Raw genomic sequence first — 26,732 nt, 5'->3', positions numbered from 1 at the left:
CCGCAATGAGGAAGGCAAGACATGAGGAAGTGGCTAAAACGCGTGGCTTTGGCGCTCGTCGCCCTGCTGGTGCTGCTGACGGCGGCGCTGTGGTGGCTGCTTGGCAGTGCCGGCGGCCTGCGCTTCGCGCTTGCCCAGGCGCAGCACTTCACCGACGGCGCGCTCACCGTGCAGCACGCCGAGGGTCGCCTGATCGGACCGCTCAAGCTTTCCGGGCTGCGCTATGCCGACAGTTCAGGCCTGGACGCCAACGTGGCGCAGGCCGAGCTGGACCTGCGCATCTGGCCCTTGCTGCGCAAACGCGTGCATGTACTGAACCTGAAGGTCGAGGGTGTCGATGTCGCTCTGCCCAAACCCGCTCCCGAAAAACCCGAAAGTCAGAGCAGCTTTTCGCTCAAGCCGCCGATCGATCTGCAGCTCGATCGCGTACATGTAGGCAAGGTGCGCATCACGCAGGCACAGGACGATCACCAGCAACAGCCATTGTTCCTCTCGGACAATCTCGATCTGGCCGGCCAATGGACTGCCAAGGGCATCGAGCTGCATAAACTGACGTTGCGCGCGCCGGACGGCCACGCCGATCTCAATGGCGAGCTGGCGATCAGCACCGACGAAAAGGGCGACGGCGCACTCGGCTTCGGCTGGAAGGTAGCCGGCGTCGACTATGCCGGCGATATCGAAGCGCATGGCGACGGCAAGCAGGTGAAGGTAGGTCTCAAGCTCAGCCAGCCGATGGCCGCGCAGATCGACCTGGACCTGACCCAGAGCGGCGAGTATCCGTGGACGGCCAAGGTCGCCCTGCCCGCTTTCGATCCCAAACCTTTGCTGGGCGACAGCGCGCTCAAGACGCTCGCGCTGGATATCCAGGGCAGCGGCAATCGTCATGGCGGCAACGTCAACGGCCAAGTCGGCATCAACCAATACCAGCTGCAACTCAAGCCGCTGCGTGCGCATTTCAGCGACGACTTCAAGCTGCTCACGCTGGACGAACTCAACCTCGGCTCGCCACAGATCAAGGGTGCATTGAGCGCTAGCGGCACGGTGCAACTCGGTGCGCAGCCGGTCAGTGCCGACTTGGCACTGCATTGGAAGGACGCGTTGTTGCCGGCCAATCTGGTGGGACAGGATCTGGCCAGTCGTGGCGACATCACGGTCAAGGGCAGCGCCGAGCAATTCCATACCGAGGGTGATGTCGATATCGGACCGCCGGGAAATCTCGCCAAGCTCGCGCTCAATCTCGACGGTACACAGAAACAGATCAACCTGCACACGCTCGAACTGAAGCAACCGCGCGGACATCTGCTGGCCAAGGGCACACTCGACCTGCAGCCTGCGCTGGCCTGGCAGATGCAGCTGACCTCGGAGAATCTCAATCCGGGGCAGTTGCTGGCCGGCTGGGACGGCGCCTTGAACATGGACCTGGTCACCCAGGGCACACTGCCTAAAGATCAGCCTGACGCGACGGTGGAAGTCCGCAAGCTCGAAGGCAAACTGCGCGAGCGCGCGATCAAGGGCAGCGGCAAGCTGCACGTGAGTCCGACCCAGGTGGTGGACGGCAAGCTCGAACTTGCTTCCGGCAGTAGTACCGTTGATATCGCCGCGAAGCCGGGTGCAAGCAACGACATCGACCTGACACTCGCCATAGCGTCACTGGGCGACTGGCTACCTGAGGCAGCCGGCAAGCTCAATGGCGACTTTCGCGTGCGAGGCAAGCTGCCCAAGCTGTCGATCGACGGACACCTGAACGGCACCGCGGTGACCTACGCGGGCCAGCAGATCGAGAAGTTGCAATTGACCGCCGACGTGCCCGATATCAGCAATCCCGGCGGCAAGCTCGATCTGACCACGCAAGGCGTGACTGCCGGCGGCTTCGCCTTTCGCGAAGTCGACCTGCACGGCAACGGCACCTCCGCGCAGCACAGCCTGACCCTCGATGCGCGTGGCGATCAGCTTTCCGCCGGGCTGAGCCTGAGCGGCACGCTCAAGGGAAGCAACTGGAACGGCACGCTGTCGCGCTTCGATCTGGAGCCCAAAGGCATTCCCCGCTGGCGTCTGCAACAACCGACGAAGCTCGGTTATAACGACGGCGCCTTGAACCTGTCGGAGCTGTGCCTCACCGCCGGCGCGCCGCAACTGTGCGCGGCGGCCAAGCAGGACAAAGCCGGCAATCTCGATGCGAGCTATCGTCTGCATGACCTGCCGCTCGCGCTGTTGACGAGTATCGCCGGCTCGAGCGACCTGCCCATGCGCGCCGATGGCGTGCTCAACGGCAACGGCGCGATCCGCCGTAATGCGGCCGGCGCACTCAGCGGCAACGCGACCATCAGCTCCACGCGCGGTACGGTGACCTATGTGGAACATGCCGACCGTCCGCTGCTCAGTTACACCGATCTGGCGCTGAATGCCGAGCTGAGCCCAACCAGCCAACACGCGACCTTGAGCGCCAACTTCAATGACGGTGGCCGTCTGGACGGCCAGGTCGCGATCAACGGCGCGCAGCAGAATCTCTCCGGCCAGATCAATCTTCGCTTCAACGATCTGTCGCTGATCGAGCTTTTCACCAACGAAATCGCCAGCGTCAAGGGACGCCTCAACGGACAGTTCCACCTTGGCGGGACGGTGAAGGAGCCCGCGATCACCGGCCAAGCCGATGTCGAAGATTTCGCCGCGGAAGTGCCCGTTGCCGGCCTCAAGCTGACGCAAGGCAAGCTCACCGTCAGCACGACCGATGCGCAGCGCTTCCAGATTCAGGGCGGCGTGCAATCGGGCAAGGGAGCGTTGGCGATTGATGGCTATGCCGGCATCGGCCAGAACGCGCAAACGGCGCTTACTATCAAAGGCAGCCAGTTCACCGCCGCGGACATCCCTGCTGCCAAGGTGGTGATTTCCCCCGATCTGGTCATCAAACAAGATGCCAAGGGCATCGATGTCGGCGGTTCGGTCCTGCTCGAAAGCGCCGACGTCGATGTCTCCAAGCTGCCCGGCGCGGGCGCAACCCAGGCTTCGCCCGACGTGGTCGTCGTCGATGAGAAGAAGCAGCAGGAAGAAGCCGCCAAAATGCCGATCACCGCGCAGATCAAGGTCGATCTGGGCCGCAAGACCCACCTTGTCGGCATGGGGCTCGACGGACGTCTCAGCGGCGTACTGAATGTGAGCGAGCGTCCCGGTCGCGCGACGACCGGCCAGGGCCAGATCACGGTCGACGGTATCTATAAGGCTTACGGGCAGAACCTCAATATCGAGCAGGGCCGTCTGCTCTTCGCCAGTACGCCAATCGACAACCCCGGCCTGGATATCCGCGCCGCCCGCAAGCTCAGCCCGAACGCGACCATCGACGATGGTCAGAAGGTCGGGCTGTACGTGTCGGGTACGGCACAACGCCCGGTGCTGACGGTGTTCTCCAACCCGGTGATGGAGCAATCGGACGCCCTCTCCTACTTGATCACCGGCAAGCCGCTGTCGCAGGTCAAGGGCGGTGAAGGCAGCATGGTGGGGGCCGCCGCACAGGCGCTTGGATCGGCCGCGGGCGATCTGCTGGCCAAGAGCATCGGCTCAAAGATCGGCGTCGACGACATCGGCGTCTCGAGCAACGAGGCGCTGGGCGGTACGTCGGCGTTTACGGTCGGCAAGTATCTATCGCCGCGTTTGTATCTGAGCTATGGCGTGGGGCTGTTCGAGCCGGGCCAGGTCATTACATTGCGTTACCGGTTGAGCCATCGGTGGAATTTCGAGGCGCAGAACGCGACGGATTTCAGTCGGGCTAGTTTGAATTATCGGATTGAGAAGTGAGGGCTTAGAGCCCCCCTCACCCCAACCCTCTCCCCCGGCGAAGCCAGGGGAGAGGGAGCCTACTGAGGCAGCCTCGGTGTTTCGCGCTTGCGTAGCTTGCCCCCTCTCCCTTGGCTTCGCCGGGGGTGAGGGGGGCTCCTGCCCTAGCCCATCAGTCATGCACCAAACCCGCACCAAGCGATCTATCGTGGCCTTCCCACTTCTTTGAGAGGTCATCGCCGTGCAGCGACTTCGTTGGATTCTTACCGCCGCCGTCATCGGTGGCTCGACCGCGCTCGTTGGCGTCCAAGCCGCCGATGCTCCCGCAAAGACCGCAAAAACCAGCCCCTCGGGGATCGACCTGGCCGGCATCGACCACGCGATCAAGCCTGGCGACGATTTCGACGGCTACGCCAATGAGAGCTGGCGCAAAACGGCGCAGATTCCGGCCGACCGCTCCAGCACCGGCATCTTCCTGCAGGTGTTCGAGAAAGCCGAGAAGCGCAATGCGGATCTGATCCGCGACATGGGCAAGGGCAACCCGGCGGCAGGCAGCAATCCGCGCAAGATTGCCGACTACTACGCGGCCTTCATGAACACCACGCAGATCGACAAGGGCGGCCTGGCCCCGCTCAAAGCTTCCTTCGATCAGATCAACGCGATCGGCAACGTCACCGACCTCTCGCGCGTGCTCGGCGGCGAGTTGCGTGCCGATGTGGATCCGGTCAACTCGACCAATTTCGACACCGAGCACCTGTTCGGCCTGTTCGTGACGCAAGGATTGGAAGATCCCTCGCACAATGTCGCTTATCTGCTGCAGGGCGGCCTGGGCATGCCCAGCCGCGACTACTACCTGTCGAACGACAAGGATATGGTCGCCGCGCGCGAAAAATATCAGCAGTACATCGCCGCACTGCTCAAGCAAGCCAATGTGGCCGACGCCGACACCAAGGCCAAGAACATCTTTGCGCTGGAAACCAAGATCGCCCAGGGGCAGACGGACCTGGTCGAAAGCCAGGACGTTCACAAGGCCAACAACCCGTGGCCGATCGGTGACTACGCCAAGCATGCACCGGGCATCGATTGGAATGCCTATTTCGCCGCGGCGGGCCTGTCCAAGCAGAAGACCATCGACGCCTGGCAACCGCAGGCGATCGCCAAGCTTTCCGCCCTGGTGGCCAGCGAACCGCTGGGCACCTGGAAGGACTATCTCACCTTCCACGCCATCAACCACAGCACCGCGGTGCTGCCGCACGAATTCGACGCGCTCTCGTTCGAGTTCTACGGCCATACCCTGCAAGGCACGCCCAAGCAGCGCGATCGCTGGAAACGCGCGATCAGCGCAACCAACAACGGGCTCGGTGACGCGGTCGGGCAGGAATACGTAAAGCGGTATTTCCCCGCCTCGTCGAAGAAACAGGTGCAGCAGATGGTCACCAATATCCTGGCCGCGTTCGACGATCACGTCGACACGCTGGACTGGATGACCCCGGCCACCAAACAGAAAGCCAAGGCCAAGATCGAAACCCTGCGCGTCGGTGTCGGTTACCCGGAAACCTGGCGCAACTACAGCTCGCTGGATATCCGTGCCGACGACGCCCTGGGCAACCAGCTACGCGCCGAGAAGTTCGAGTACCAGCATCAGCTGGCCAAGCTCGATCAACCCGTCGACAAGGGCGAATGGTGGATGACGCCGCAGACGGTCAATGCAGTGAACCTGCCGCTGCAGAACGCGTTGAACTTCCCTGCCGCGATTCTCGAGGCACCGTTCTTCGATCCCAAGGCCGACCCGGCTGCCAACTACGGCTCGATCGGCGCGGTGATCGGCCACGAGATCAGCCACAGCTTCGACAACACCGGTGCCGAGTTCGACGAACAAGGTCGCATGGCCAACTGGTGGACGCCGGACGATCAGGCGCATTTCAAGGCAGCCGGTCAACGTCTGGTCGAACAGTACAACGCCTACGAACCGCTGCCTGGCGTGCATATCAACGGGCAGCAGACGCTGGGCGAAAACATCGCCGACGTATCCGGCCTGGCCATTGCGTTGGCCGCGTATCACAAATCGCTGGGTGGCAAGCCGGCACCGGTACTGGATGGCCTCACGGGCGACCAGCGTTTCTTCCTCGCCTTCGCGCAGTCGTGGCGCGAGAAGACGCGTGACGCCGCGCTACGCCAGCAGCTGATTACCGACGGTCACTCACCAGGCAACTATCGCGCACAGACCGTGCGCAATATCGATGGCTGGTACGAAGCGTTCAAGGCTCAACCGGGTCAGAAGCTTTATCTCGATCCGCAGCAGCGCGTGAAGATCTGGTAAGTCCAATCCATGCTGTAGAAAGCCAAGGCCGCGCTCGTTAGAGCGCGGCTTTTTTAGTGTTGTTTGTCGTCCCGATAGACTTTTTCCAACTCGGCCACCTTACGCTCGATCAAGGCCATGTCCTCGTCGACCAAGGATTGGGGTGAGATGTCCTTGCCGAAAAACCGATGCAACAGGTTCTGTGGCGTATCGTCGAAACCGTCCTGAAGAAACCTTGTGTAGCGCACCTGAAAATCTTTCGGATCACGCTGCGCCATGTCGTACATCTTTGCCGCAAACAATCCTGCGTAGAGATAGTTCGCCAGATAAAGCGGGTCTTCGTACATCAACCGCTTGGTCATCCAGACATGCGCAAGGCGCGGCTGCTTCGCCGGCCATATCTCGTAGCGCCCGGTGATCTTCAGCGTCAAGGCGTCGAGGTCCGATGCATTGCGCAATTTGCCAGCGACCACCCCATCGTAGATGGATTGCTCCAACTCGCCCTCTTCGGCCGACGTAAAGATTTCCAGTGTCATGTCGTCGAGCAGGGATTGCAGGTAGTACGCCTTGGTCTGCGCATCTTTTGCGTGCCGGTACAGATAGTCGCGCAATAGAAACTCGTTCAGGATCGCCGCGGCTTCCTTCATCCAGCTAGGGCCACCGGTATAGAACGGCGACACGCCGTGCTCATCCATCAGCTGCGCATGCATCGCATGGCCGCCTTCGTGAATGATGACGCTGGCGCTTCCCAGATCGCCGCTGTAGCGGCTGACGAACAGACCCGGGAGCACGCCAGGGGCATCGACCGAAAACGCGTCGTTAACGCGCTTGCCCAGCTCCGGTGAAATATCGATGCGACGGTTGCCCGGATCGAGCAACGCGTCGAAGCGTGCGACATAGGCCGTACCTAACGGAGCCAACGCTTCATGGGCGATATCGCGCATCTGCGCGTAATTGAATACCGGCGGGGTAAACCCCTGTCCGGCCATGCTCAAGTCCCAAGGCTGCACATCGCTCATACCTGTCAGAGCGGCCACCCTGCCGGCACGCAATGTCTGATATCGCTGCAACAGATCCGCGTGTTTCGCCGTAGCGGCGATCGTCTCATCGACGTTCTTGCGATCGAACTGACGCGAGAAATAGGTCGCGGACGGCGCATCATCGAAGTGTTGCAAGTGAGCCGTTCGGTCGTTCAGTCGCACGATGCTCAGCAACACGCTAGCAAACGTGCCCGCGCGTGAGTTGTAGGCATCCCAGCGCTGCTCCCAGGCCTGCTGGCGCACGCTGCGATCAGGCACGAGAGCGATCGCTTTGGCATCCTTGTCCACGCCAAGATCGCCTTGTGCGGTATGCACCTTGCCAAAATCGATACCGCGCTGGGTTTGTTGGTAGATCGTCCAATAGGCATCCGCCGCGGGTTCGGCGACCTGGTCGAGGATGGCCTGCTGCGCGGCCGGCAACTCGTGCGGCAGGCCACGTTGCGCGCGTGACAGCACATAGCGGTAGCTGGCCAAGGCCGGCTCTCGCTTTACCGCCGCGGCAAAACCGTCATCACCCCAGGTCCGCAATACGCCACGAACACCATCGACCAACCGACCGGCCGCATTGTCGATATCGTTTTTGGCATCTGCTGTCGCGGTATCTTCGATATCCAGTGCGACGCGCAGATGCAAATAGGCGCTGTGCTTATGCGCCAGCCTTAGAAGCGCCTCGCCGTGACGGAGATAATCGAGCAGCGCGGAGGCATCGCCCATGGCCGGGGACTTCAGCGCCGCTATGTCGTTGACGAGCTTCTGACGCGCGTCTGCTTCGTCGGTTGGCGTATCGAAATAAGCCTGCTGATCAATATGATAAGTAGGCACCTGCTGCTCTGCCATCGCCCATGGCGACGCCCCTAGCAACACGCTCAGCAGCCCATACGGAATCGCTCTGCGCACACCCCTCTCCCCACGCCAGACACGGAACAGAACCCAGCCTACCGATTGGCTGCCGCTCGTGCTTGCCCGGGATTAGCGCGCTTGATCGTGCTTAGCGCATATTCTCGCGATAGCTCGATGGCGGTACGCCAAAAACCGCCTTGAACGAGCGGGAGAAGGTGGATGCGTCGCCAAAGCCGCAGGTCAATGCGATATCGAGCAACGGCATGCGGGTTCGGCGCAACAGCTCGGTGGCCCTGGCAACCCGTGCATGTCGGATGTATTCGCCGATGGTGCAGCCATACGATTGGCGAAAACAGCGCGCAACATGCACCGGATGCCGCCGCGCATCGCGCGCCAGTCGCTCGAGCGACCATGCCTGCGCAGGCTCATCGTCAATGCTCTCGCGCAATCGCCGCAACCAGTCAGGCACATGCGGAATCTCACGCTCCTGCCTGGCCAGCAAGGCCAGCAGTTCCATCGCGATCCCTTCGATGGCAACGGAAGCGAAACTGTCGCCGATCTGCAGCTCTCGCAACATGCGCTGTCCCAATTGCGACAGCGACGCGCTACGGCGCAGGTAAGGCGCCTCGCTCAACCTGCTGCCGTGCTCAAGCAGATATTCCAAGGCGGATGATGGCGGCGAAAAAATGAGTTTTCGAGCGCCTTCGGCACCGATCTGCTGGCTGTGCGTCGCATGCTCGGGGCAAAACAACAGGTCGCCGCTGCCATGTTCGTCGATGCGAGATCGAATATGTTCGCGATAACTGCCTTCCAGCACGAGACACAACCATGCTTCGTGATGGACATGCGCCGCCAGGTCGGCTCGCGGTGCGTAGTTGGAGACATGCAAACGCAAGGCGTGTGACATAACTCTCCTCGGCGGTCGGGGAAGACGCGCTCAGGCTATACCCAGGCCACCAATCCCGGTAATGGTCTGGCCGTCGAAACCGGCAAGCTCGGCGAAACGGCGGCCACGATCGGCATAGTCGCGAAATTGATCGAAGCTGGGCGCACCGGGCGACAGCAGAATCGTACCGCCGGCCGGAGTAAGTGAACGACCCGTCTCCACCGCGGCCGCGACATCGGCCACTTCGACCAGTCGACCGGCGAAGGACGCATCGCGCAAGGCCTTGGCGATACGCGGCCCATTCGCACCCTGCGTCACGATCGCATGCGGTGCGTGCCGCGTCATGGCCGCCACGAAGTCGCTCCAGTCCAGGCCGCGGTCGTGGCCACCGACGATGACCGTGACCACCTTCGAGCCCAGGCTTTGCAAGGCCGCCAGCGTCGCCTGTGGCGTGGTGCTGATCGAATCGTTGACCCAATACCAGCCGTCGCGCTCGCCCAGTGGTTGCAGGCGATGCGGCAGGGGATGAAAACTCGCCAACGCCGGCGCCGCGGCCAGCGCATCGGCACCGCTAACCTCGATCGCCGTCAACGCGGCGCAGGCATTGAGCGCATTGTGTTCGCCCGGCACCGGCAGATCGGCCACCGCAAACACGGGCTTGTTGCCGCGATGAATAAACCCCGCGCGAACATGCCAGCCCTCGGAGTGACCGAACAGCAGGCGATGCGGGTGGTCGGCGGTTTTTTCGAGCAACGCCGGCTGCAAGGCATTAACCAGCAGATACCGCGATACATCGGCCAGCTTGAGCTTGTCGGCCACATAGCGTTCGCGCGAACCGTGCCAGTCCAGATGCTCCTCGTACAGGCTGGTGACAATGCCCAACTGCACCGGCCCCGCCTCACCCGTCTGGAAGCTGGACAGCTCCACCGCCCATAGCTCGGCGCGACTGTCGAGCAGCTCCAGCATCTGCATGCCGATATTGCCGGCCAGCGCGGTGCGAATATGCAGTGCGCGCGCCAGATGCGCGATCAGCGCGGTTGTCGTGCTTTTGCCCTTGGTGCCCGTTACCGCGATGACATGTGCATCGGGCTGTTCGGCGAACCACAACGCGGTTCCCGAGGTGACCTTCAATCCGCCCGCCTTCGCTTCGACCAGGGCGGGCTTGTAGGCGGAAACGCCAGGCGATTTCACCAGTACATCGAACCGGGACAGCGCCTGCGCATCCGGCTCCCCGCCATGTACGGCGAGGTTCGCATCGAAGGCCTGTGCGGCAGCCACTTCTGCCTGGGTACAGAACAGGCTCAACGGCAGCCCAGGCAGGCGCGCACGCAACACGCCGATGATGGCCCGGCCTTCGCGACCGAAACCCCAGATCGCAACACGCTTGTCGGCCAGCTCGGCGATACGCATGGATTTAGTCGAACAGCGCCAACGCGCCCTGCAGGCGCGCGGGGATGCCGTGTTCCGACGACGCTTCGAGCCAGGGCTCGATGGCGAGCTGCGTGACGTCCAGCTGCGGCAGGATTTCCTCGCGGAAACGTGCAATCAGGACGTCCTCCTGCCACTCCGGACGTTGACTCAAAGCATACATCGCCGCACGCGCCTCGGCCGCTTCGCCGACGCATTCGAACGGCTTGTGATCCTGATATTCCAGCAGCGCGTCGAAGCCCGCGGCCTGACTTTCGTCGTCCAGCAGATTGCGGCCGAAGATCGACAACAGACGCGGCTTGGGCAGGAAGGGCGCCAAGGCGAGAAAGACGAAATGGCATTTCGGGCATTGCCCGCACCAACGATCCGCCGGTTTGGGACCGAGGATCTTGAAGTTACGGTTGCAGCTGGAAAACACGTCGAAATAAGGCGTGAGCTTGGCGAATGCCCGCGTCACCGCCAGCTCCGAATACGGGCGCAGCAGCGAGAAGAAATCCAGGTCGGCCGCAACATGCGTATGCAGCCACGCGGCGAACATCTGCTCGAACGCGTAGCCCTTGCTCCACTGGTGATTGACCTGCTGGCCCTCGTATTCCAGCGTCGCCGCCGATGCGGAGCGCTCGTTGGCGAACGCGATGCTGTCGAAGCCATAAAGGATGGCAGCCAGCGCAAGGATCGCCGAGTTGATGGCAGTGACCGGGATATGCCCGTTCCACGCGCCCTGGCGATTGAGCTCGAACAGCCCCGGCGCGAGTTCGCGCTGGATATTGAGCATCGGCAGGCCGGTGCGTTCGGCGCAACCGGCGATCAGGGTCGAACTACCGACCCATACGGCCGTGGCGTCGCCACCGGCCTGCTTGATCGCCTCAACCGCGACCAGCGAGTCCTTGCCACCGCCGATCGGCACCAGCGTGCGCGCGGGCAAGCCCAACGCGTCGGTTGTCGGACCAGCCTTGCCGCCGCGCGGAAAGGCGATACGGCTGCGCAGATCCAGGCCGTTGCGATAAGCGAATTCAGCCAGGCCATGCAGGTACAACTGATCGAGCAGATCGGCCGTCGGATCGTCCAGCGGGCCATCGGCCACGTCGATCTTCGGCGGCACCCCGGCCTTGTAATAGCTGACACCGGCAAACAGGTGCAGCGCCTTCAGCGCGGCGTCGAAGGCGCGCGCGTACTTCGGCACCACCGGTGGCGCGTGCGGAAAGCGCACGCGTTCGATCAGCTCCTCGCCCTGGTCGAAGGCATACACCAGCTCGGCCACGCCATCGGCGTAGCTGCAGCGCACGAAGCGGAAGACCTGCGTCAGGCGAGGCGGTATTACGTCGGTCACCTAGTTCTCCAAACGACATCCGCCCGCGTCGGCGACGCGGGCGATCTTGATCAATCGAGCACGATTTCTTCGGCCGGCCCGCGCAGATTGTACGGCGAAGACATCACCTGACCGTAGGCACCCGTGGTGGCGATCAGAATCACATCGTCCTCGCGACTCTCCGGCAAGCGGCGGTCGTTACCCAGCACGTCGCCCGACTCGCAGATCGGCCCCACCACCTGATACATCGCCGTGGCAGGCTCATGCAGGCGGGTGAGATTGACGATTTCGTGCCAGGCGTCATACAGCGCCGGCCGGATCAGGTTGTGCATGCCCGCGTCCACGCCCAGGTAGCGCCAGCCGCCCTTGCCCTTGAGCTGGGTGACCTTGGCCAGCAGGACGCCGGCTTCGGCGACCAGGAAACGCCCGGGCTCCATCCACAGCTTGTACTGCGGATAGACCTGTTTTACTTCCGCCAAGGCGGCACCGACGGCATCGAGATCGAGCGGTCGCTCGCCCGGATGCGAAGGCACACCAAGCCCGCCGCCGATATTGAGGAATTCCACCGTGGGAATGCGCTCGGCAATGCTGGCAAGCTGGGCATAGACCTCGGCCCAATGCGACGGATCGAGCACGCCCGAGCCCAGGTGCGCATGCAGGCCGACGATGCGCGCGTGACGCGCGGTGGCCAGATGCACGAAGGCATCGAGCTGATCGAGCGGCAGTCCGAACTTGCTGGTACTGCCGCCGGTACGCACCTTGTCGTGATGCCCCAGGCCACGTCCCAGATCGACGCGTACGCTGATGTCGTGACCCTCGAAGGTTTCGACCCACTGCTCCATCGGATGCAAGGCATCGATAGTCACCAGCACACCGGCGTTGAGCGCGTCGCGATAGTCGCTGCGCGGCGCGAAGTTCGGCGTAAACAGGCGCGGCGTATCGGCCGGCACAGTCTCGGCTACCCGCTGCAGTTCACCCGGCGACACGCACTCCATGCCCAGGCCTTCTTCGGCCAGCGCACGCAGGATCGCCGGATGCGAATTGGCCTTGATCGCAAACAGAAGGCGATCGACCGGCAGCTTCTCCTTGAGAGAACGCGCGCGTTCGCGCACGGTGGCGATGTCGTAGACATAGCGCGGGCTGCGTTCCTCGGCGAGCTTCAACAGCTGCGGCCGCGCATCCATCCACCATGCCGGATCGTGGCCATTGGACGCCACGCCGTACAGACGTTCCCAACTGGGTCCGAACAGGCTGGCGTCGTCGGTACGCATGGCACCGGTCCGCACCAACTGCTCGTGCAGCTGCGGCAGCAGATCGTCGACTACGTTCTCGTCAACCACGAAAGTGAAGTTCAGATTGTTCGACGACTGCGAGATCATGTGCACGCGATGCTGGCCGAACTCGGCCATTACCGTATGCAGGCGATGCAGCATCGAGCGCATGCCGCGGCCGACCATGGTGACCGCCGCGCAAGGCGCGATCACCTTGACCCGGCAGACCTTGGCCAAGTCGCCGGCCAGCGCGGCCAGCACGTCCGAGTCGAGCAGGTTTTCGGTCGGGTCGAGCGAAACCGTGACGTTGGTTTCGGCCGAACCGATCAGGTCTACCGACAAGCCGTGCTTCTTGAACTGATTGAACACGTCGGCAAGAAAACCAACCTGCTGCCACATGCCGACCGATTCCATCGACACCAGCGTGATGCCCTTGCGCGTGCTGATCGCCTTGATGCTTGGCGCTTCCTCGCGCAGCTCGGGACCGATATGGGTACCGCTCAGTTCGGGGCGGTTGGTGTCCTTGATCAGCAGCGGCACCCGCGGCTCGCGCAACGGCGACAAGCAACGAGGGTGGAGCACCTTGGCACCGGTGGAGGCGATTTCCTGGGCTTCTTCGTAGTCCAGCCGCTGCAACAGGCGCGCACCCGGCACCTGGCGCGGGTTGGCCGTGAACATGCCGGCCACGTCGGTCCAGATTTCCACGCGCTGCGCTTTCAATAGCGCACCGAAATACGACGCCGACGTATCCGAACCGCCGCGACCGAGCAGCACCGTGCGGCCTTCGCTTTCGCGCGCAATAAAGCCCTGCGTGATGAAGACCTCGCCGAGCGCGGCCAGGCGCGCCGAAAGCGCCGGATCGGGTTTGGCATCGACCATTGCCGACAGCAGCTTGGTGCGCTCGTTCTGGTTGGGCAGCGCGATCGCAGCCAGGCAATCGCGTGCGTCCACCCATTCGGTCGCCAGGCCGCTATGGGTCAGGAACGCGGCACCAAGCGCGCTGGAAAGCAGCTCGCCGTGCGCCTGCACCTTCGCAGCCCAGGCCAACTCGCCTAGACGGGAGGAGCCCTCGTCGGCCAGCGCGGCCAGATCTTTCAGCCGCGCGGCCAGCGTATCGGGCATCGTCAACTGCATATGCGACAGCAGCTCGTCGTGCCGCGTCGCGATCGCTTTGGCGGCCTCGTTGCGTTTTCCCTTTTCGCCCTCGGCGCACAATTGTTTGAGTGCGTCGGTGATGCCGGAGAGTGCGGAGACGACGACCAGCACGCGTGCACCTTCGGCACGGCGGCTGGCGACCAGCTCCAGGATGTTCTGCCAGCGTGGGAGCGTGGCGACACTGGTGCCGCCGAACTTCATCACGATCCAGGGGGCGTCCGCGGAAAGCGGCGCGAGGGTTTGCAGGCTCACGAGATCTCTAGTGGGTGGTGGGTAAAGTTATCCGACCAGTGTTGCGCTGCGGCAGAAGGATTGCAACCGTGGCGTTTGGACGTCTAAATGGTCGGAATGCTACGTGCGGCAGGGTACGGTCACGTGGCGGAAAGGTGGCGCTTCGGTGATTTTGCGGCGTCCCGGCTTTCGCCGGGGGAACGACATCTACCTCACCGTCGCCCCGGCGAAGGCCGGGGCCCAGTGACTTGGCTCCAAATCAGGCAACCACCACCGGAATCTTGCCAATCCGCGCCTGCCACTCCTTCGGCCCGGTCTGATGCACCGACGTGCCCAGCGAATCCACCGCGACCGTCACCGGCATGTCCTGAACCTCGAACTCATAAATCGCTTCCATCCCCAGGTCGGCGAAACCAACCACGCGGGAGGCCTTGATCGCCTTGGAGACAAGATACGCGGCGCCGCCGACCGCCATCAGATAAACCGACTGGTGCTTCTTGATCGCCTCGATCGCCGCCGGGCCGCGCTCGGCCTTGCCGACCATGCCGAGCAGGCCAGTCTGCGCGAGCACCTGCTCGGTGAACTTGTCCATGCGCGTAGCGGTGGTGGGACCGGCCGGGCCGACCACCTCGTCGCGTACCGGATCGACCGGACCGACGTAGTAGATAAAGCGATTGGTGAAATCCACCGGCAACGGCTCGCCCTTGTTGAGCATGTCGACCATGCGCTTGTGCGCAGCATCGCGGCCGGTCAGCAACTTGCCGTTGAGCAGCAGCACTTCGCCCGGTTTCCAGCTGGCGACGTCTTCGCGGGTCACCGTATCGAGGTTCACGCGGCGGCCCTTGCTCGAATCGTAAGTGAGCTTGGGCCAGTCTTTGAGCGACGGCGGATCGAGCGCGACCGGTCCGGAACCGTCCAGGGTGAGGTGCGCGTGGCGCGTGGCCGCGCAATTGGGGATCAAGGCCACCGGCAAGTTCGCCGCGTGGGTCGGATAGTCCTTCACCTTGATATCGAGCACGGTGGTCAGACCACCCAGGCCTTGCGCGCCGATACCGAGCGCATTGACCTTCTCGTACAGCTCCAGACGCAGCTCTTCGGCGCGATTGCTCGGGCCGCGCGCGATCAGGTCCTGGATATCGATCGGCTCCATCAGCGACTCTTTCGCCAGCAGCATCGCCTTCTCTGCGGTGCCACCAATGCCGATGCCAAGCATGCCCGGCGGGCACCAGCCCGCGCCCATGGTGGGGACGGTCTTGAGCACCCAGTCGACGATGGAGTCGGAGGGGTTGAGCATGGCGAACTTCGACTTCGCCTCCGAGCCGCCACCCTTGGCCGCGACGATCACATCGACCGTATCGCCCGGCACGATCGATACGTTGATCACCGCCGGCGTATTGTCCTTGGTATTGCTGCGCTTGCCGGCCGGATCGGCCAGCACGCTGGCGCGCAGCTTGTTGTCCGGGTCGTTATAGGCGCGACGCACGCCCTCGTTGACCATGTCGTCCAACGACATGGTGGCGTCGTCCCAGCGCACGTTCATGCCGACCTTCAGAAACACCGTCACGATGCCGGTGTCCTGGCACAGCGGGCGGTGGCCCTCGGCAGCCATGCGGGAGTTGATCAGGATCTGCGCCATCGCGTCTTTCGCCGCGGGGCTTTCCTCGCGCTCATAGGCGGCGGCGAGATTTGTGATGTAGTCGACCGGGTGGTAATAGCTGATGTACTGCAGGGCGTCGGCAACGCTCTGGATCAGGTCTGCTTGCTTGATGGAGGTCATGGCGGCTGCTTGGACGGGGAGGAGGAACGCACCGCCTGGCGGCACGCACTTCCCCTATTGTGCCGCAATTGCACCCGGGCTTAAAAACCGAAGTGGCGCCCCGGGGCTGCAGCTCAACCGCCCCGGACAGCAATCAGAATCGATATTCCGCAGTCACGGTATAGGTATCGACCCGTGACGTTTCAGTCAGTGGCCCGGTGTATTGGCTATAAGGCACGTGCGCCCGGTAGCGATCGTAGTTCACGCCAAGGCCGAACGATCGGTTGATATCGTATCCCATGCCCACTCCTGCATAGCTGCCGACGCCGCTGACGTCATGCCTGCTGGTGGAATACCTGTCCAGCGGCTGTCCGATGATGTGTTCCCAATAATCTCCATGACTCAGCTCGTGATTCGTGGACCTGAAAATTCCCCCACGCGCGGAAACATAGAAACCCATGGGCAGCGCATATTTGACGTTTGCACCGAGCATGAAGCCGTCGATACGCTCTCTGAGATTCTCTGAGCCCGTAAGATGCGCCCAAAATCGGTCCGAATGCCCCATATTCGCGTAGCCGGCTTCTGCGCCGTAAGAAAACGCCCCCTCTTCCCACTGATAGCCAAAACGCAGCGCCTCTGTCTGGCTATGCCACTGGGTCAGACTCACATAAGGCTGAGGCCGATAATTGGATCCGCCCAGACTTGTATTTACAAAGAAATTGTCTGCGTGGCTCGCGCCAACGGCCGACATGAGCGCCATAGCGCAAAAGAGTTTCCTGATATCCATATTTACCCCTGTGATGTGACGGATATTACTATCCCGACGCGCACCCAGGACAAATTTGAAAGAGCCGAAGCAGTGGTGCCACGCAGGGCTTGCCGCCAATCGAGCTAACCGCCATGCTCGGAGGCAGTTCCACCCAACGAAGACTCCATGAGCGAATCCTCGACGTCCGGCGGCTATATCCGCCGCCTCAGCCTGTGGGACGCCGCCCTGATCGTGGTCGGCGGCATCATTGGCGGCGGTATCTTCCTCAATTCGTATATCGCGGCGCAGCGAACCAGCTCGGGTATCGCCCTGTTGCTGGTGTGGGTGGGAGCGGGCGTACTGACCCTGCTGGGTGCGCTGTGTTACGCCGAGCTGGGCGCGCGACGGCCGCGAGCGGGTGGCAGCTACGTGTACCTGCGCGACGCCTTCGGCTCACTGGCGGGCTTCCTGTTCGGCTGGACCATGCTGCTGGTGATCTATTCGGGCTCCACCGCGGCGGTAGCGACCGGTTTTGCCACCTACACGGCCGCCGTCTTCAATCTGCCGCCGAATATCGTTCGACCGCTGGCCATAGGCGGTCTCGTCTTCATCATCGGCATCAACCTTTTCGGCCTGAAACTCGGCGCGCAGATCCAGAACCTGTTTACCCTGCTGAAACTGCTGGCCGTGGCGATACTGGTGGTATGCGGCCTGGTGTTTGCCGGCGTCGGCAGCAGCAATGTGTTGACGACTGACCCCAGCCACATCGGGGAGGGCTTCATGGGCGCAGCCCTGCCGGTGCTGTTCGCCTATAGCGGCTTCACCTATCTCAATAACCTCGCCGGCGAAGTGCGCAATCCACAGCGCACCCTGCCCCGTGCGCTGCTGCTGGGCATGCTGCTGGTGATCGTCGCCTATGCGCTGGTCAACATCGCCTATCTGGCCGTGCTCGGCCACGCCGGCCTGGCCAACAGCCCCACGCCGGCAGCCGATGTGATGCAACACGTGGCCGGCCCGATCGGCGCCAAGCTGATCGCCATCGGCATCGCCATATCGACGCTGGGATTCTGCAACATCACCCTGGTGTCGGGCGCACGCGTATTGCAGGCGATGGGCGAGGACGGGCTGTTTTTTCGCGGCGTCGCCCGCCTGCACCCCAAGCACCACACGCCGAATGTCGCGCTGATCCTGCTGACCGGCTGGACCATGCTGTTGACCATTACAGGCAAGTACGGCCAATTGCTCGACTACGCCACCTTCGGCGACTGGCTGGCCTGTGCGTTCGGCGTGGCCACGGTGTTCTGGTATCGCCGCCACGACGACGGCCACGCACCGCTGGATTTCCGCGTGCCGGGCTATCCGTGGCCGCCGATCCTGTTCATCGCCACGGTCGGCTGGATCATGGTGCAGAGCCTGATCAGCAGCCCGGTCAATACGGGCATCGGCCTGCTGATCATCCTTGCCGGCGTCCCCGTGTATTACGTGTGGCGCCGCCTGTTCAGCCCCGCTGAACCCTAAACCCGGCTATCGATGCCAAAATAGGCGGATTCGGCGAGGAGAGTTTGGCAATGGCGGTACCGGTACAAGCCCAGGGCGCCCCCCCTTTACCCAGCGGCAGCATCACGCCGGAAAAAATGCGTGAGGGTATCGACCTGGACATCAACGGTGAGCGTTTTCGCCATACCGGCGATCCGAAGATGCCGTTGCTATGGTATCTGCGCGACGTGCTGCAGCTAACCGGCACCAAATATGCCGGCGAACACGGCAGCGGTAACGGGGCGGATCTAGTGCTGGTCAATGGCAAACTGACCCCGGCCACCGCTGTCACCCTCGAAGACCTGCATGGCGGCAAGGAAGGCAAGACGGAAAAAGTCCCCAAGGTCGTCACTGTCGAGGGCTTGGCCGACGCCACCGGCAAGCTGCACCCGCTGCAGCAGGCCTTCATCGACGAAGACGCGATCGGCTGCGGTTATTGCACGCCGGGCTGGCTGATGGCGGGCAAGGATCTGCTCGATCGCAAGCGCAACCCATCCGACGACGATATCGACCAGTTGCCCAATCTGTGCCGCTGCGGCTGCCAGACACGTGTACGCCGCGCGATCAAGCGCGCCGCGGGCGTGATCGGCGGAACCAAATAATGAGCGACAAACACTCTCTCGCGAACGACGGCCAGTCGCGTCGCCGCTTTCTCAAGGTGCTGGCCGGCACGGCCGGCGCGCTGATCGTCGGCATTCCCCTGGTCGAGGCAACCGACGCGCCGTTCCCGCTATCGATGCTGGGCGACACGCTGTACGGCCTGGGCGCCTATGTGCGCATCGATGCCGACGGCAAGATCCTGATCGGCGCACGCGATCCGGATACCGGCACCGGCGTGGCTACGGCATTGCCACGCATCATCGCCGAAGAACTCGACGCGGACTGGACCCAGGTCACCGTCATCGGGCTGGGCCTGGGTGTGGAAAACAGCAGCGATCAGCCGCGCTGGACCTATGGCCGCCAGATCGGCGGCACCGGCGACTCGATTCCCGCCGCATGGAACGATCTGCGTCAGGCCGGTGCGCTCGCGCGCTGGCTGCTGCTGCAAGCCGCGGCTCGCCAGTGGGGCCTTCCGGCCGAGCGACTGCATACCGATAACGGCCAAGTCGTCTCGCCGGATGGTCGTCGACTCGGTTTCGGCAGCCTCGCGCAGGCCGCTGCGAAAATCGCACCGCCACAGCAGGCCGTACCGACCAAGGCACCCAATCTCTATCGACTGATCGGCCAACCCGCCGGCGACGTGGATGCCTACGCCATGGTCACCGGCCAGGCACAGTTCGCCATCGATCAAAATCGCAGCGATGCGCTGGTTGCCGTGTTGCTTCGCTGTCCCTGGCCCGACGGCACGCTGGACAGCTTCGATGCCACCGAGGCCAAGGCGATCAAAGGTGTCCTCGACGTCATCGCACTGAAGCCCGAAGCCAATCAACCCCTCGGCGCAACGGTGTACGCGCCTGCCGTCGCGGTGGTTGCGGAAAACACCTGGCTCGCACTACAGGCACGCACCAAGCTCAAGGTGACCTGGAAACCCGGCGCCAGCCAGGGCGAAAACAGCGCCGCGCTGGAACAACAAGCCACCGACCTGGTCAACAACAAGGATCAGGAACCCACGGCGCGCGTGCGTGACGACGGTGACGTCGTAGCAGCAAACAAGAAAGCCGCCCGTCGCCTCGAAGCGGTCTATGTGCAGCCCTGGCTGGCGCACGCCACCGCCGAACCGATGAACTGCATGGCGCGCATCGACAACGATCACGCCACACTCATCGTGCCGACCCAGGCACCGCAACGCGCATGGGCGGTAGTGCAGCGACTGACCGGGTTCAAGCCCGAGCAGATCGAGATCCAGGTGCCTCGCATCGGCGGCGGTTATGGTCGCCGGCTGGATCACGACTACGTAGCCGAAGCGGTGATGTTGGCCAAGGCCGTCAAGAAGCCGGTGCGCCTGTTCTGGACGCGCGATGACGATCTCACCCACGACTACTACCGCTCCGCCAGCGTGACAAAGATCAGCGCGGCGCTCGATCACAAACGCGGCATCCTGACCTGGAACCAGCGCGTTGCTTCGGCCTCGGCACTCGTTGGTCGCGGCGCGCAGGACCAGCGCCTGTGGACGTCCGAAGTCGACCCGAACCAGTTGCCCGCAGGACTCGTGCCGAACTATCGCTCCGACTGGTATGGCCTGACCTCGTCGATACCGCGCGGCCCCGCACGCGGCATGCCGCAGTTGAGCAACGCGTTCGCCGTCGAGAGTTTCGTCGACGAAATGGCGCACATGCTCAAGGAAAATCCGCTCGATACCCGCCTGCGTCTGCTGGGCGAGCCGCGTGAGATTCCGTTGCAGGGCGGCGGTACGCTCGACACCGGTCGACTGATCAACGTACTCAAGCTGGTCGCCGATCGCATCGACTGGTCGCGCTGGCTGCGCACCTTCAACGGCCTTGGCATTGCCAGCTGGTACGTCAATGGCGCCTATGTCGCGCATGCCATCGAGGCCTCGCTGCAAGGCCAGAAGCTCAATATCGAACGCGTGGTCTGCGCCGTCGACGTCGGCCGCGTGATCAATCCGATGGGCCTTGAGGGGCAGATCATCGGCGCCACCAACGACGCCCTGTCGACGGCGCTCAATCAGGCCATCACGTACAAGGACGGCCAGATCCAGCAGCGCAACCTCAAAGAGTATGCGCTGGCCAGCATGGCGCAGTTGCCCGACAACATCGAAACCATCATCGTCCCGGGCGAGGACCGTCCGCCCACCGGCGCCAGTTTCCTGGCGATGCCCACTGCCGCGCCGGCACTGGCCAACGCAGTGTTTCGCGTCAGTGCGGTGCGTGTAAGGCGGTTGCCGCTGATGAAAGAATTGCTGCGGATGCTTTGAACGCAGGAAATGGGAAATAAAAAAGCCGGCATAGCCGGCTTTTTTTATGGAGCGCTTCAATGAAACTGATCGCTGGGCGTCACCCAGCTCGATGCGCTGGGTGCCGGTTTCGGCTTGCCGGGTTCCACCGGCGTCAGCTTGTCATTGAGGCAACCCGGCGGAATCGGTCCGCCGGCCACACGTGCGTTGGCGCAATCGACGCCGTTATCCAGGCGCACGGGCGCTGCCGGCACAGCCGTGCTTGCGGCGGGCTTGGGTGGCACCAGCGGGTTGGCGGGTGCGAGCTTCATCCTTTCGTACACCTTGTCGTCGACCGGCTTGGGCGGCGGGTCGCCGCTGCCGCAGCCAAACAGCGACATCGGGAACAGCGGCATGACCACGCACTCCACGCGCACACCGGGCGCCAGATGGAACGTGTGGCGGACGGTGGTTTTTTCCACCGCATGGCGCAAAGCGGTGTCGATCGAGCTTTCGCCTTCAGGTGTCCAGTCCTTGTCGAAGCGCGTGGCCTGGTAACCAAGGTTCGGTGTGCCATGCGACATGACGTTGGTGTCGCCATGCGGCTTCAACTGGATGTAATGACCGATCACGCCTTCGTTGCTGTTGCCGGGACTGCCGGGCGTGCCCTGTCCCTTCCCTTCGCTGCTGAAGGCGCCCTGGTTATTGCCGTTGCCATGCACGGGAAGATTGAGGTTCAGTCCGCGCTTGCCGTTGCTTGGCGACGATGCGCTTTCCGCAGCAGCCTGCCCCGGCGATGCTGTATCGCTGCCCTGCGGCGTGGCATTGGGTGCGGTACTCACATCGTTGCTACGGGATGACTCGGACGTGTTCGCCTGCGCCGTCGGCGAGGTGTCCGCCTTCGAACTCTCCGCTGCTTTCTGATCGGCCGCGCTGCTGGGCGCTTCGCTCTTTGCCGGCGCTTCTGCCGGTGTCGGTGCCAGGCTGATTTGCGGGCGCTCCACCGCGGGCTTGTCGATAGCGACAGCCTTGGTCGGTGTCTGCATCGGCGGCGCCTGCGGTCGCTCCAGGCTCGGCTTGGCCTGATCCGGTAACGGAACGGCTTCGAGCTCCGCCTCGGCCACGCGAATGGACGGCGACTGCACCTGCGGTTGTTCCCGCGCCACGGTCACCGGCTTACTGGTGCTGTCGGACGCTTGCAGGTTCACGGTCGGCGCCGGCTGCGCAGGCAGCGGGATATCCGCCATCTCCGGCACCGGCGGCGCGGCCGGCGTTTGCGCGCGCTCTACTTGGCTGATGCTCGGCGGCACCGGTTTGGCGACCGCGTTCTCGACCGCGATCGAGGGCGGCGTCACCGCCGGTGCCGATTGGGGCGGCACTTCAGGCATGGCTACTGATGGCGGCGTCAGCAAGGGCTGATTGCCTTCCGCCTGCGCCTTGCGTACCGGCTCGGGCTGAAACTTGGGCGGCACTGGTGGCGCGGTGGGTGGCGTTTCCAGCGCCACTTGCGGTGGCGGCGTGTCGACCTTGATCGGCTGCAGTACCGGCGTCGGCGCGGGCTTGGGCAAGGTCACCGGCGGCAAGGGCGCGGCCACGACCTGTGGCTTGGGCGCACTGGGCTTGTCGGCGGCAATGCTCGGCGTCTCCAGTGCCGGTACGGGCACCGGCCTGGGCTCGGCGTTTGCGCTTGCCGACGCAACGCTCGAGCGCTTGTCGATGAGCTTGGTACCCGGCCTGCCCTTGTGCGGCGGGCCGATTTCCTTCGGCGGCGTACCGCGCACGGGCGGAGGGGGCGGCGGAGGCGGCTCGGGCTCCTGCTTGGGGATCAGGCGTACCTGCAGCGCATTGTTATCCGATTCCTGCGGCTCGATCGGATCGTATGCCGGCCCCAGGATCACGCCGACCATAAAAGCCAGATGCACGAACAGTGCACCGAACAAGGCAGCGATCCGCAGCCAGCGCTGGCTGGGCTTTTCCTGCCGTCGCCGCCGATAGACGGACGCACCATCGGCTGCCTCACGCGGTGAAGGCAGCGCAATACGGGCAAGGCCGGAATTTTTGTCAGGGGGCGTCGCGGACATCCGGTTAGTGTACCGGGCCGGACGCTTCGATCACTTCTGCCTGTCGTCTTCCGGCGCATGCGGCGCGCGCTCTCGCAGTTCCGCATCGACGGAGCGCGTGGGCGTATCGATCGGGCAACCCTGCGGCAAGGCCTTGCCGGCGCGATACATGGCGATGCACTCGCTTTCGCTGGGTGGCTTGGGCGCGTCGGGCATATCGGCCAGCGGGCTGGCCGGCGCCATGCTCAGGCGCTCGTCGCCGCCCTTGGCCGATGGCTTGGGCGGCGGATCCTGGCAACCGGTCAGAAAGGTGCATTTGAGATGGATACCTCCCGGCAGGCGCACATCGTGTGGCTTGGTGACCTTCTCCACCACATTGCGCACGGCAGTCCCGCCGAGCGACTCATTGGCCGGCGGAAAGTATTTGTCGAAGTGCGTGTTCTGCACTTTGACCGGGTTGTTGTGCTCCATCACCTGGGTATCGCCTTCGGGCTTGCGTTGCACGTACTCGGGTGCGGGCGCGGTACTGGCCACGGCGGGCGCGAGGATGGGCTGACCGTTCTTGTCAAAAAGCGCCATCGTCGGCTTGGGTGCCGACTCTGGCGCGGGGGCTGGCTGCGGCGTCGGCATACTGACCGTCATCGCATTTTTCGCCGGCGGCTCGCGCACCGGCGCCGGACGTACGACACGAGGCGTTGTCGGCTGGGGCGGCGACTGTAACGCCGGTGGTACAGGCAGATCAGGCAAGGCCGGCGGATGCGTCACCGGAATCAGCCGTACCTGCAAGGCGTCATCGACGATAACCCGCTGCACCTGGCGCGACGCACGCACCTGCAACTCATGCCAGGTAAAAGCCGCAAAGATCAGATGCAGCAAGAGCACCGCTGCCAACGCCCACCCCAAGCCTCGACGATCGCGCACAGGCTCGCGCCAGCGCATCTGGCGCAGCAGCTCGCGGCTGGAGGCATCCAACGGTGCCAGCCCGCGAGCACGCTCGTCTTCTATCCAGCGATGGTGTTCGACCTGCGGCGATGGTTCGATGGGGCAGCCCTGAGTACATTGCTTGGTAAGTGGCGCGGCAACGGCGAGGTGTGAACGCCGAATTCACACAGACCGACAACACTTCAATCGGTTCCCCTACGCCGCAATGCAGCTTGACCTAGGCGCCCAACCGCTCAAGTCTAAGCGAACGGTGCCAGCCACCGTACCCCCGCCATGACCGCCCCCGCGTCCGACACGGTGGACGACCATGACGGCCCCGTCAGCCGCAACGCGGCGCGTGCGGTGCCGCTCATGCCGGCCGTTACGCATGCGTCGCCTCTGCCAGAGGAGGGACGTCGTGTCGTACAACACGGAAAACATCCGCAACATCGCACTCACCGGTCATGCCGGCTCGGGCAAGACCACGCTGTTCGAAGCCCTGCTGCACGCCGGTGGCGTGATTCAGGCACAAGGATCGATCGAACGCGGAACCACCCAATCGGATACCGACGCACAGGAAAAAGCGCGAGGCCATTCCATCGACAGCTGCATTGCATCGATCGACCGCAACGGCTGCCACATCAACCTGATCGACACCGCCGGCTACGCGGACTTCCGCGGCGGGACACTCTCCGCCTTCGCCGCTGTCGAAACCGTTGCCGTCGTCGTCAATGCCGTCAACGGCATCGAGCACGGCACACGCCGCATGATGGAGCATGCACGCGTACGCGGCCTTGCCCGTATGCTGATCATCAACAAGATCGATTTCGATGGCGCGCGACTGGAGGCGCTGGTCCATACGTTGCGTGAGGAATTCGGCAACGAATGCCTGCCGATCAACCTGCCCGCCCTTGGTGGCAAACAGGTGCTCGATTGTTTTTTTCATCGCAAGGGCAGCACCGATTTCTCTTCGCTGGCCCAGGCGCATCAGCAGATCCTGGACCAGGTGGTCGAGATCAACGAGGCGACCATGGGCGCCTATCTCGATGCGGGTGAAGACGCATTGACGCCCGAGCAACTGCATGACGCCTTCGAACAATGCCTGCGCGAAGGGCATCTGGTACCGATCTGCTTCGTCTCGTCACGCAACGGCGCGGGCGTGCCCGAGCTGCTCGACATCATGCAACGCCTGCTGCCCAATCCGTTCGAAGGCAACCCTCCGCCCTTCCTCGGCGACGACGGCAAACCGATCGAGATCGCGACCGACCCGAATCGGCACGTCGTAGCCGATGTATTCAAGATCATCAACGATCCATTCGTCGGCAAGCTGGGGATTTTCCGTGTGTGGCAAGGCACGATCCGGCGCGACACGCAGCTGCTGGTCGACGATGGACGCAAGCCGTTCAAGGCGGGCCATTTGTTTCGATTGCGCGGCAAGGGGCACGAGGAAATCGACGTCGCGATCCCCGGCGACATCGCGGCAGTAGCCAAGGTGGAGGAGATTCACTTCGATGCCGTGTTGCATGACTCGCATGACGAGGACCGCATTCGGCTTGCACCATTGGCCTTTCCGCAGCCCATGTACGGTCTGGCATTGGAGCCCAAGCACAAGGGCCAGGAACAGAAACTCTCGCAGGCGCTGCTGCGCCTGTCCGAAGAAGATCCCTGCCTACACACCGAACATCACAAGGAGCTCAACGAAACCGTCGTGCTCGGGCTTTCCGACTTGCATCTACGCATCACGCTCGATCGCATGAAAGACCGCTACGGTGTCGAAGTCGCCACGCACCCGCCGCGCATCGCCTATCGCGAAACGATCGCCGCGCAGGCGGAAGGTCATCATCGGCACAAGAAACAGACCGGCGGCGCCGGCCAGTTCGGTGAGGTGTTCCTGCGCGTAGAACCGCTCGAACGAGGCCGCGGCTTCGAATTCGTCGACGCGGTAAAAGGCGGCGTGATCCCGGGGCAGTTTCTGCCTGCCATCGAAAAAGGCGTGCGCCAGGCCATGGAGCACGGCGCGATTGCCGGCTATCCGCTACAGGACCTTCGCGTGACCGTGTACGACGGCAAATATCATCCGGTCGACTCGAAAGAAGTGGCTTTTATCAGCGCCGGCAAAAAAGCCTTTCTCGATGCCGTGGGCAAGGCACGCCCGATCGTGCTGGAGCCGATCGTCGACGTCGAAGTATCGATCCCCCAGGCCAACGTCGGCGACGTGACCGGCGGCCTTGCCGGCAAGCGGGCGCGCATCATGGGGACCGATGCACTGCGTGGGGACGAGTTGGTGATCAAGGCGCAGGCACCGCTGGCCGAGTTGATCGATTATCCCACCGAGCTGAAAGCCATGACGGGCGGACGAGGACGCTACAGTCTGGACTTGAGTCATTACGAACCGGTCCCACCGCCGGTACAGAAGCAACTTACCGAGTCGTGGAAACCGCATCACGAGGACGAATGAGTTCAAGCCAGGTCACGCCTGCCAAGAGCAACGCTGCTCTGTCGGAGATATCACCGCAAGCACCCAGCCCCCTCACCCCAACCCTCTCCCCTAGCTCCGTGTATGGACCGGGGACATAGGTGACAGGTGTTCGGGGACATGGGTAACAGGTTAATCCATCGGGTCGTTGGCGGTCAGATCGATCCTCCGGACG

The 26,732-nt window shown here is 63.3% G+C and carries 15 protein-coding genes; 6 read left to right on the top strand and 9 right to left on the bottom strand.

Going from position 1 to position 26,732, the window contains the following annotated elements; genetic code table 11:
- Positions 1–21 precede the first annotated feature (21 nt).
- Both ACZ6WW_RS20530 and ACZ6WW_RS20525 read left to right on the top strand, forming a co-directional pair.
- The gene (locus tag ACZ6WW_RS20530; protein ID WP_465275855.1) at positions 22–3,789 is read left to right on the top strand and encodes a translocation/assembly module TamB domain-containing protein; all 3,768 of its coding nucleotides are present in this window, start codon (positions 22–24) and stop codon (positions 3,787–3,789) included.
- Positions 3,790–4,009: 220 nt separating this feature from the next.
- Positions 4,010–6,088, top strand: a complete 2,079-nt coding sequence (locus ACZ6WW_RS20525) for a M13 family metallopeptidase (protein ID WP_465275854.1) — start codon at positions 4,010–4,012, stop codon at positions 6,086–6,088.
- Between the two features lie 53 nt (positions 6,089–6,141).
- Here the strand turns inward: ACZ6WW_RS20525 and ACZ6WW_RS20520 are convergent, their stop codons facing one another.
- The 7 genes from ACZ6WW_RS20520 to ACZ6WW_RS20490 all read right to left on the bottom strand — a co-directional run bounded on the left by ACZ6WW_RS20520 (position 6,142) and on the right by ACZ6WW_RS20490 (position 16,770).
- Positions 6,142–8,004: a M3 family metallopeptidase gene (locus ACZ6WW_RS20520; RefSeq protein ID WP_465275853.1), complete on the bottom strand. Its 1,863-nt coding sequence runs from the start codon at positions 8,002–8,004 to the stop codon at positions 6,142–6,144.
- Between the two features lie 91 nt (positions 8,005–8,095).
- Positions 8,096–8,854, bottom strand: a complete 759-nt coding sequence (locus ACZ6WW_RS20515; RefSeq protein ID WP_465275852.1) for a helix-turn-helix transcriptional regulator — start codon at positions 8,852–8,854, stop codon at positions 8,096–8,098.
- Positions 8,855–8,884: 30 nt separating this feature from the next.
- Positions 8,885–10,243: a UDP-N-acetylmuramoyl-L-alanine--D-glutamate ligase gene (murD, locus tag ACZ6WW_RS20510; protein ID WP_465275851.1), complete on the bottom strand. Its 1,359-nt coding sequence runs from the start codon at positions 10,241–10,243 to the stop codon at positions 8,885–8,887.
- Between the two features lie 4 nt (positions 10,244–10,247).
- Positions 10,248–11,591 (bottom strand): UDP-N-acetyl-alpha-D-muramoyl-L-alanyl-L-glutamate epimerase, encoded by a 1,344-nt coding sequence (murL, locus tag ACZ6WW_RS20505; protein ID WP_465275850.1) that lies wholly within the window; start codon positions 11,589–11,591, stop codon positions 10,248–10,250.
- A 50-nt stretch (positions 11,592–11,641) separates the two neighbouring features.
- On the bottom strand, positions 11,642–14,248 hold the full coding sequence (locus ACZ6WW_RS20500; RefSeq protein WP_465275849.1) for a bifunctional aspartate kinase/diaminopimelate decarboxylase: 2,607 nt from the start codon (positions 14,246–14,248) through the stop codon (positions 11,642–11,644).
- 238 nt (positions 14,249–14,486) lie between these two features.
- The gene (locus tag ACZ6WW_RS20495) at positions 14,487–16,004 is read right to left on the bottom strand and encodes a fumarate hydratase (protein WP_465275848.1); all 1,518 of its coding nucleotides are present in this window, start codon (positions 16,002–16,004) and stop codon (positions 14,487–14,489) included.
- Positions 16,005–16,137: 133 nt separating this feature from the next.
- Positions 16,138–16,770 (bottom strand): outer membrane protein, encoded by a 633-nt coding sequence (locus ACZ6WW_RS20490; RefSeq protein ID WP_465275847.1) that lies wholly within the window; start codon positions 16,768–16,770, stop codon positions 16,138–16,140.
- 147 nt (positions 16,771–16,917) lie between these two features.
- Here ACZ6WW_RS20490 and ACZ6WW_RS20485 point away from each other — a divergent pair, with 147 nt between their 5' ends.
- From ACZ6WW_RS20485 to ACZ6WW_RS20475, 3 genes are read left to right on the top strand one after another with little or no spacing between them, the layout of a single operon-like run.
- Positions 16,918–18,249 (top strand): APC family permease, encoded by a 1,332-nt coding sequence (locus tag ACZ6WW_RS20485; protein ID WP_465275846.1) that lies wholly within the window; start codon positions 16,918–16,920, stop codon positions 18,247–18,249.
- A 50-nt stretch (positions 18,250–18,299) separates the two neighbouring features.
- On the top strand, positions 18,300–18,869 hold the full coding sequence (locus ACZ6WW_RS20480; protein ID WP_465275845.1) for a (2Fe-2S)-binding protein: 570 nt from the start codon (positions 18,300–18,302) through the stop codon (positions 18,867–18,869).
- On the top strand, positions 18,869–21,142 hold the full coding sequence (locus tag ACZ6WW_RS20475) for a xanthine dehydrogenase family protein molybdopterin-binding subunit (protein WP_465275844.1): 2,274 nt from the start codon (positions 18,869–18,871) through the stop codon (positions 21,140–21,142). The genes ACZ6WW_RS20480 and ACZ6WW_RS20475 overlap by 1 nt, the downstream gene beginning before the upstream one ends.
- Positions 21,143–21,198: 56 nt before the next feature.
- Here the strand turns inward: ACZ6WW_RS20475 and ACZ6WW_RS20470 are convergent, their stop codons facing one another.
- Together ACZ6WW_RS20470 and ACZ6WW_RS20465 are read right to left on the bottom strand one after the other, a co-directional pair.
- Positions 21,199–23,181, bottom strand: coding sequence for a hypothetical protein (locus ACZ6WW_RS20470; protein WP_465275843.1), 1,983 nt, complete (start codon positions 23,179–23,181; stop codon positions 21,199–21,201).
- 30 nt (positions 23,182–23,211) lie between these two features.
- The gene (locus ACZ6WW_RS20465; protein WP_465275842.1) at positions 23,212–24,132 is read right to left on the bottom strand and encodes a hypothetical protein; all 921 of its coding nucleotides are present in this window, start codon (positions 24,130–24,132) and stop codon (positions 23,212–23,214) included.
- A gap of 367 nt (positions 24,133–24,499) precedes the next feature.
- Between ACZ6WW_RS20465 and fusA the strand changes: the two genes are divergently transcribed.
- Positions 24,500–26,539, top strand: coding sequence for an elongation factor G (gene fusA / locus ACZ6WW_RS20460; RefSeq protein ID WP_465275841.1), 2,040 nt, complete (start codon positions 24,500–24,502; stop codon positions 26,537–26,539).
- Positions 26,540–26,732: the final 193 nt, after the last annotated feature.

The sequence above is a fragment of the Dyella sp. NPDC103356 genome, assembly GCF_055584465.1.
Note: the sequence above shows the minus strand (reverse complement) of the source record. Positions and strands in the feature narration are given on the sequence as shown.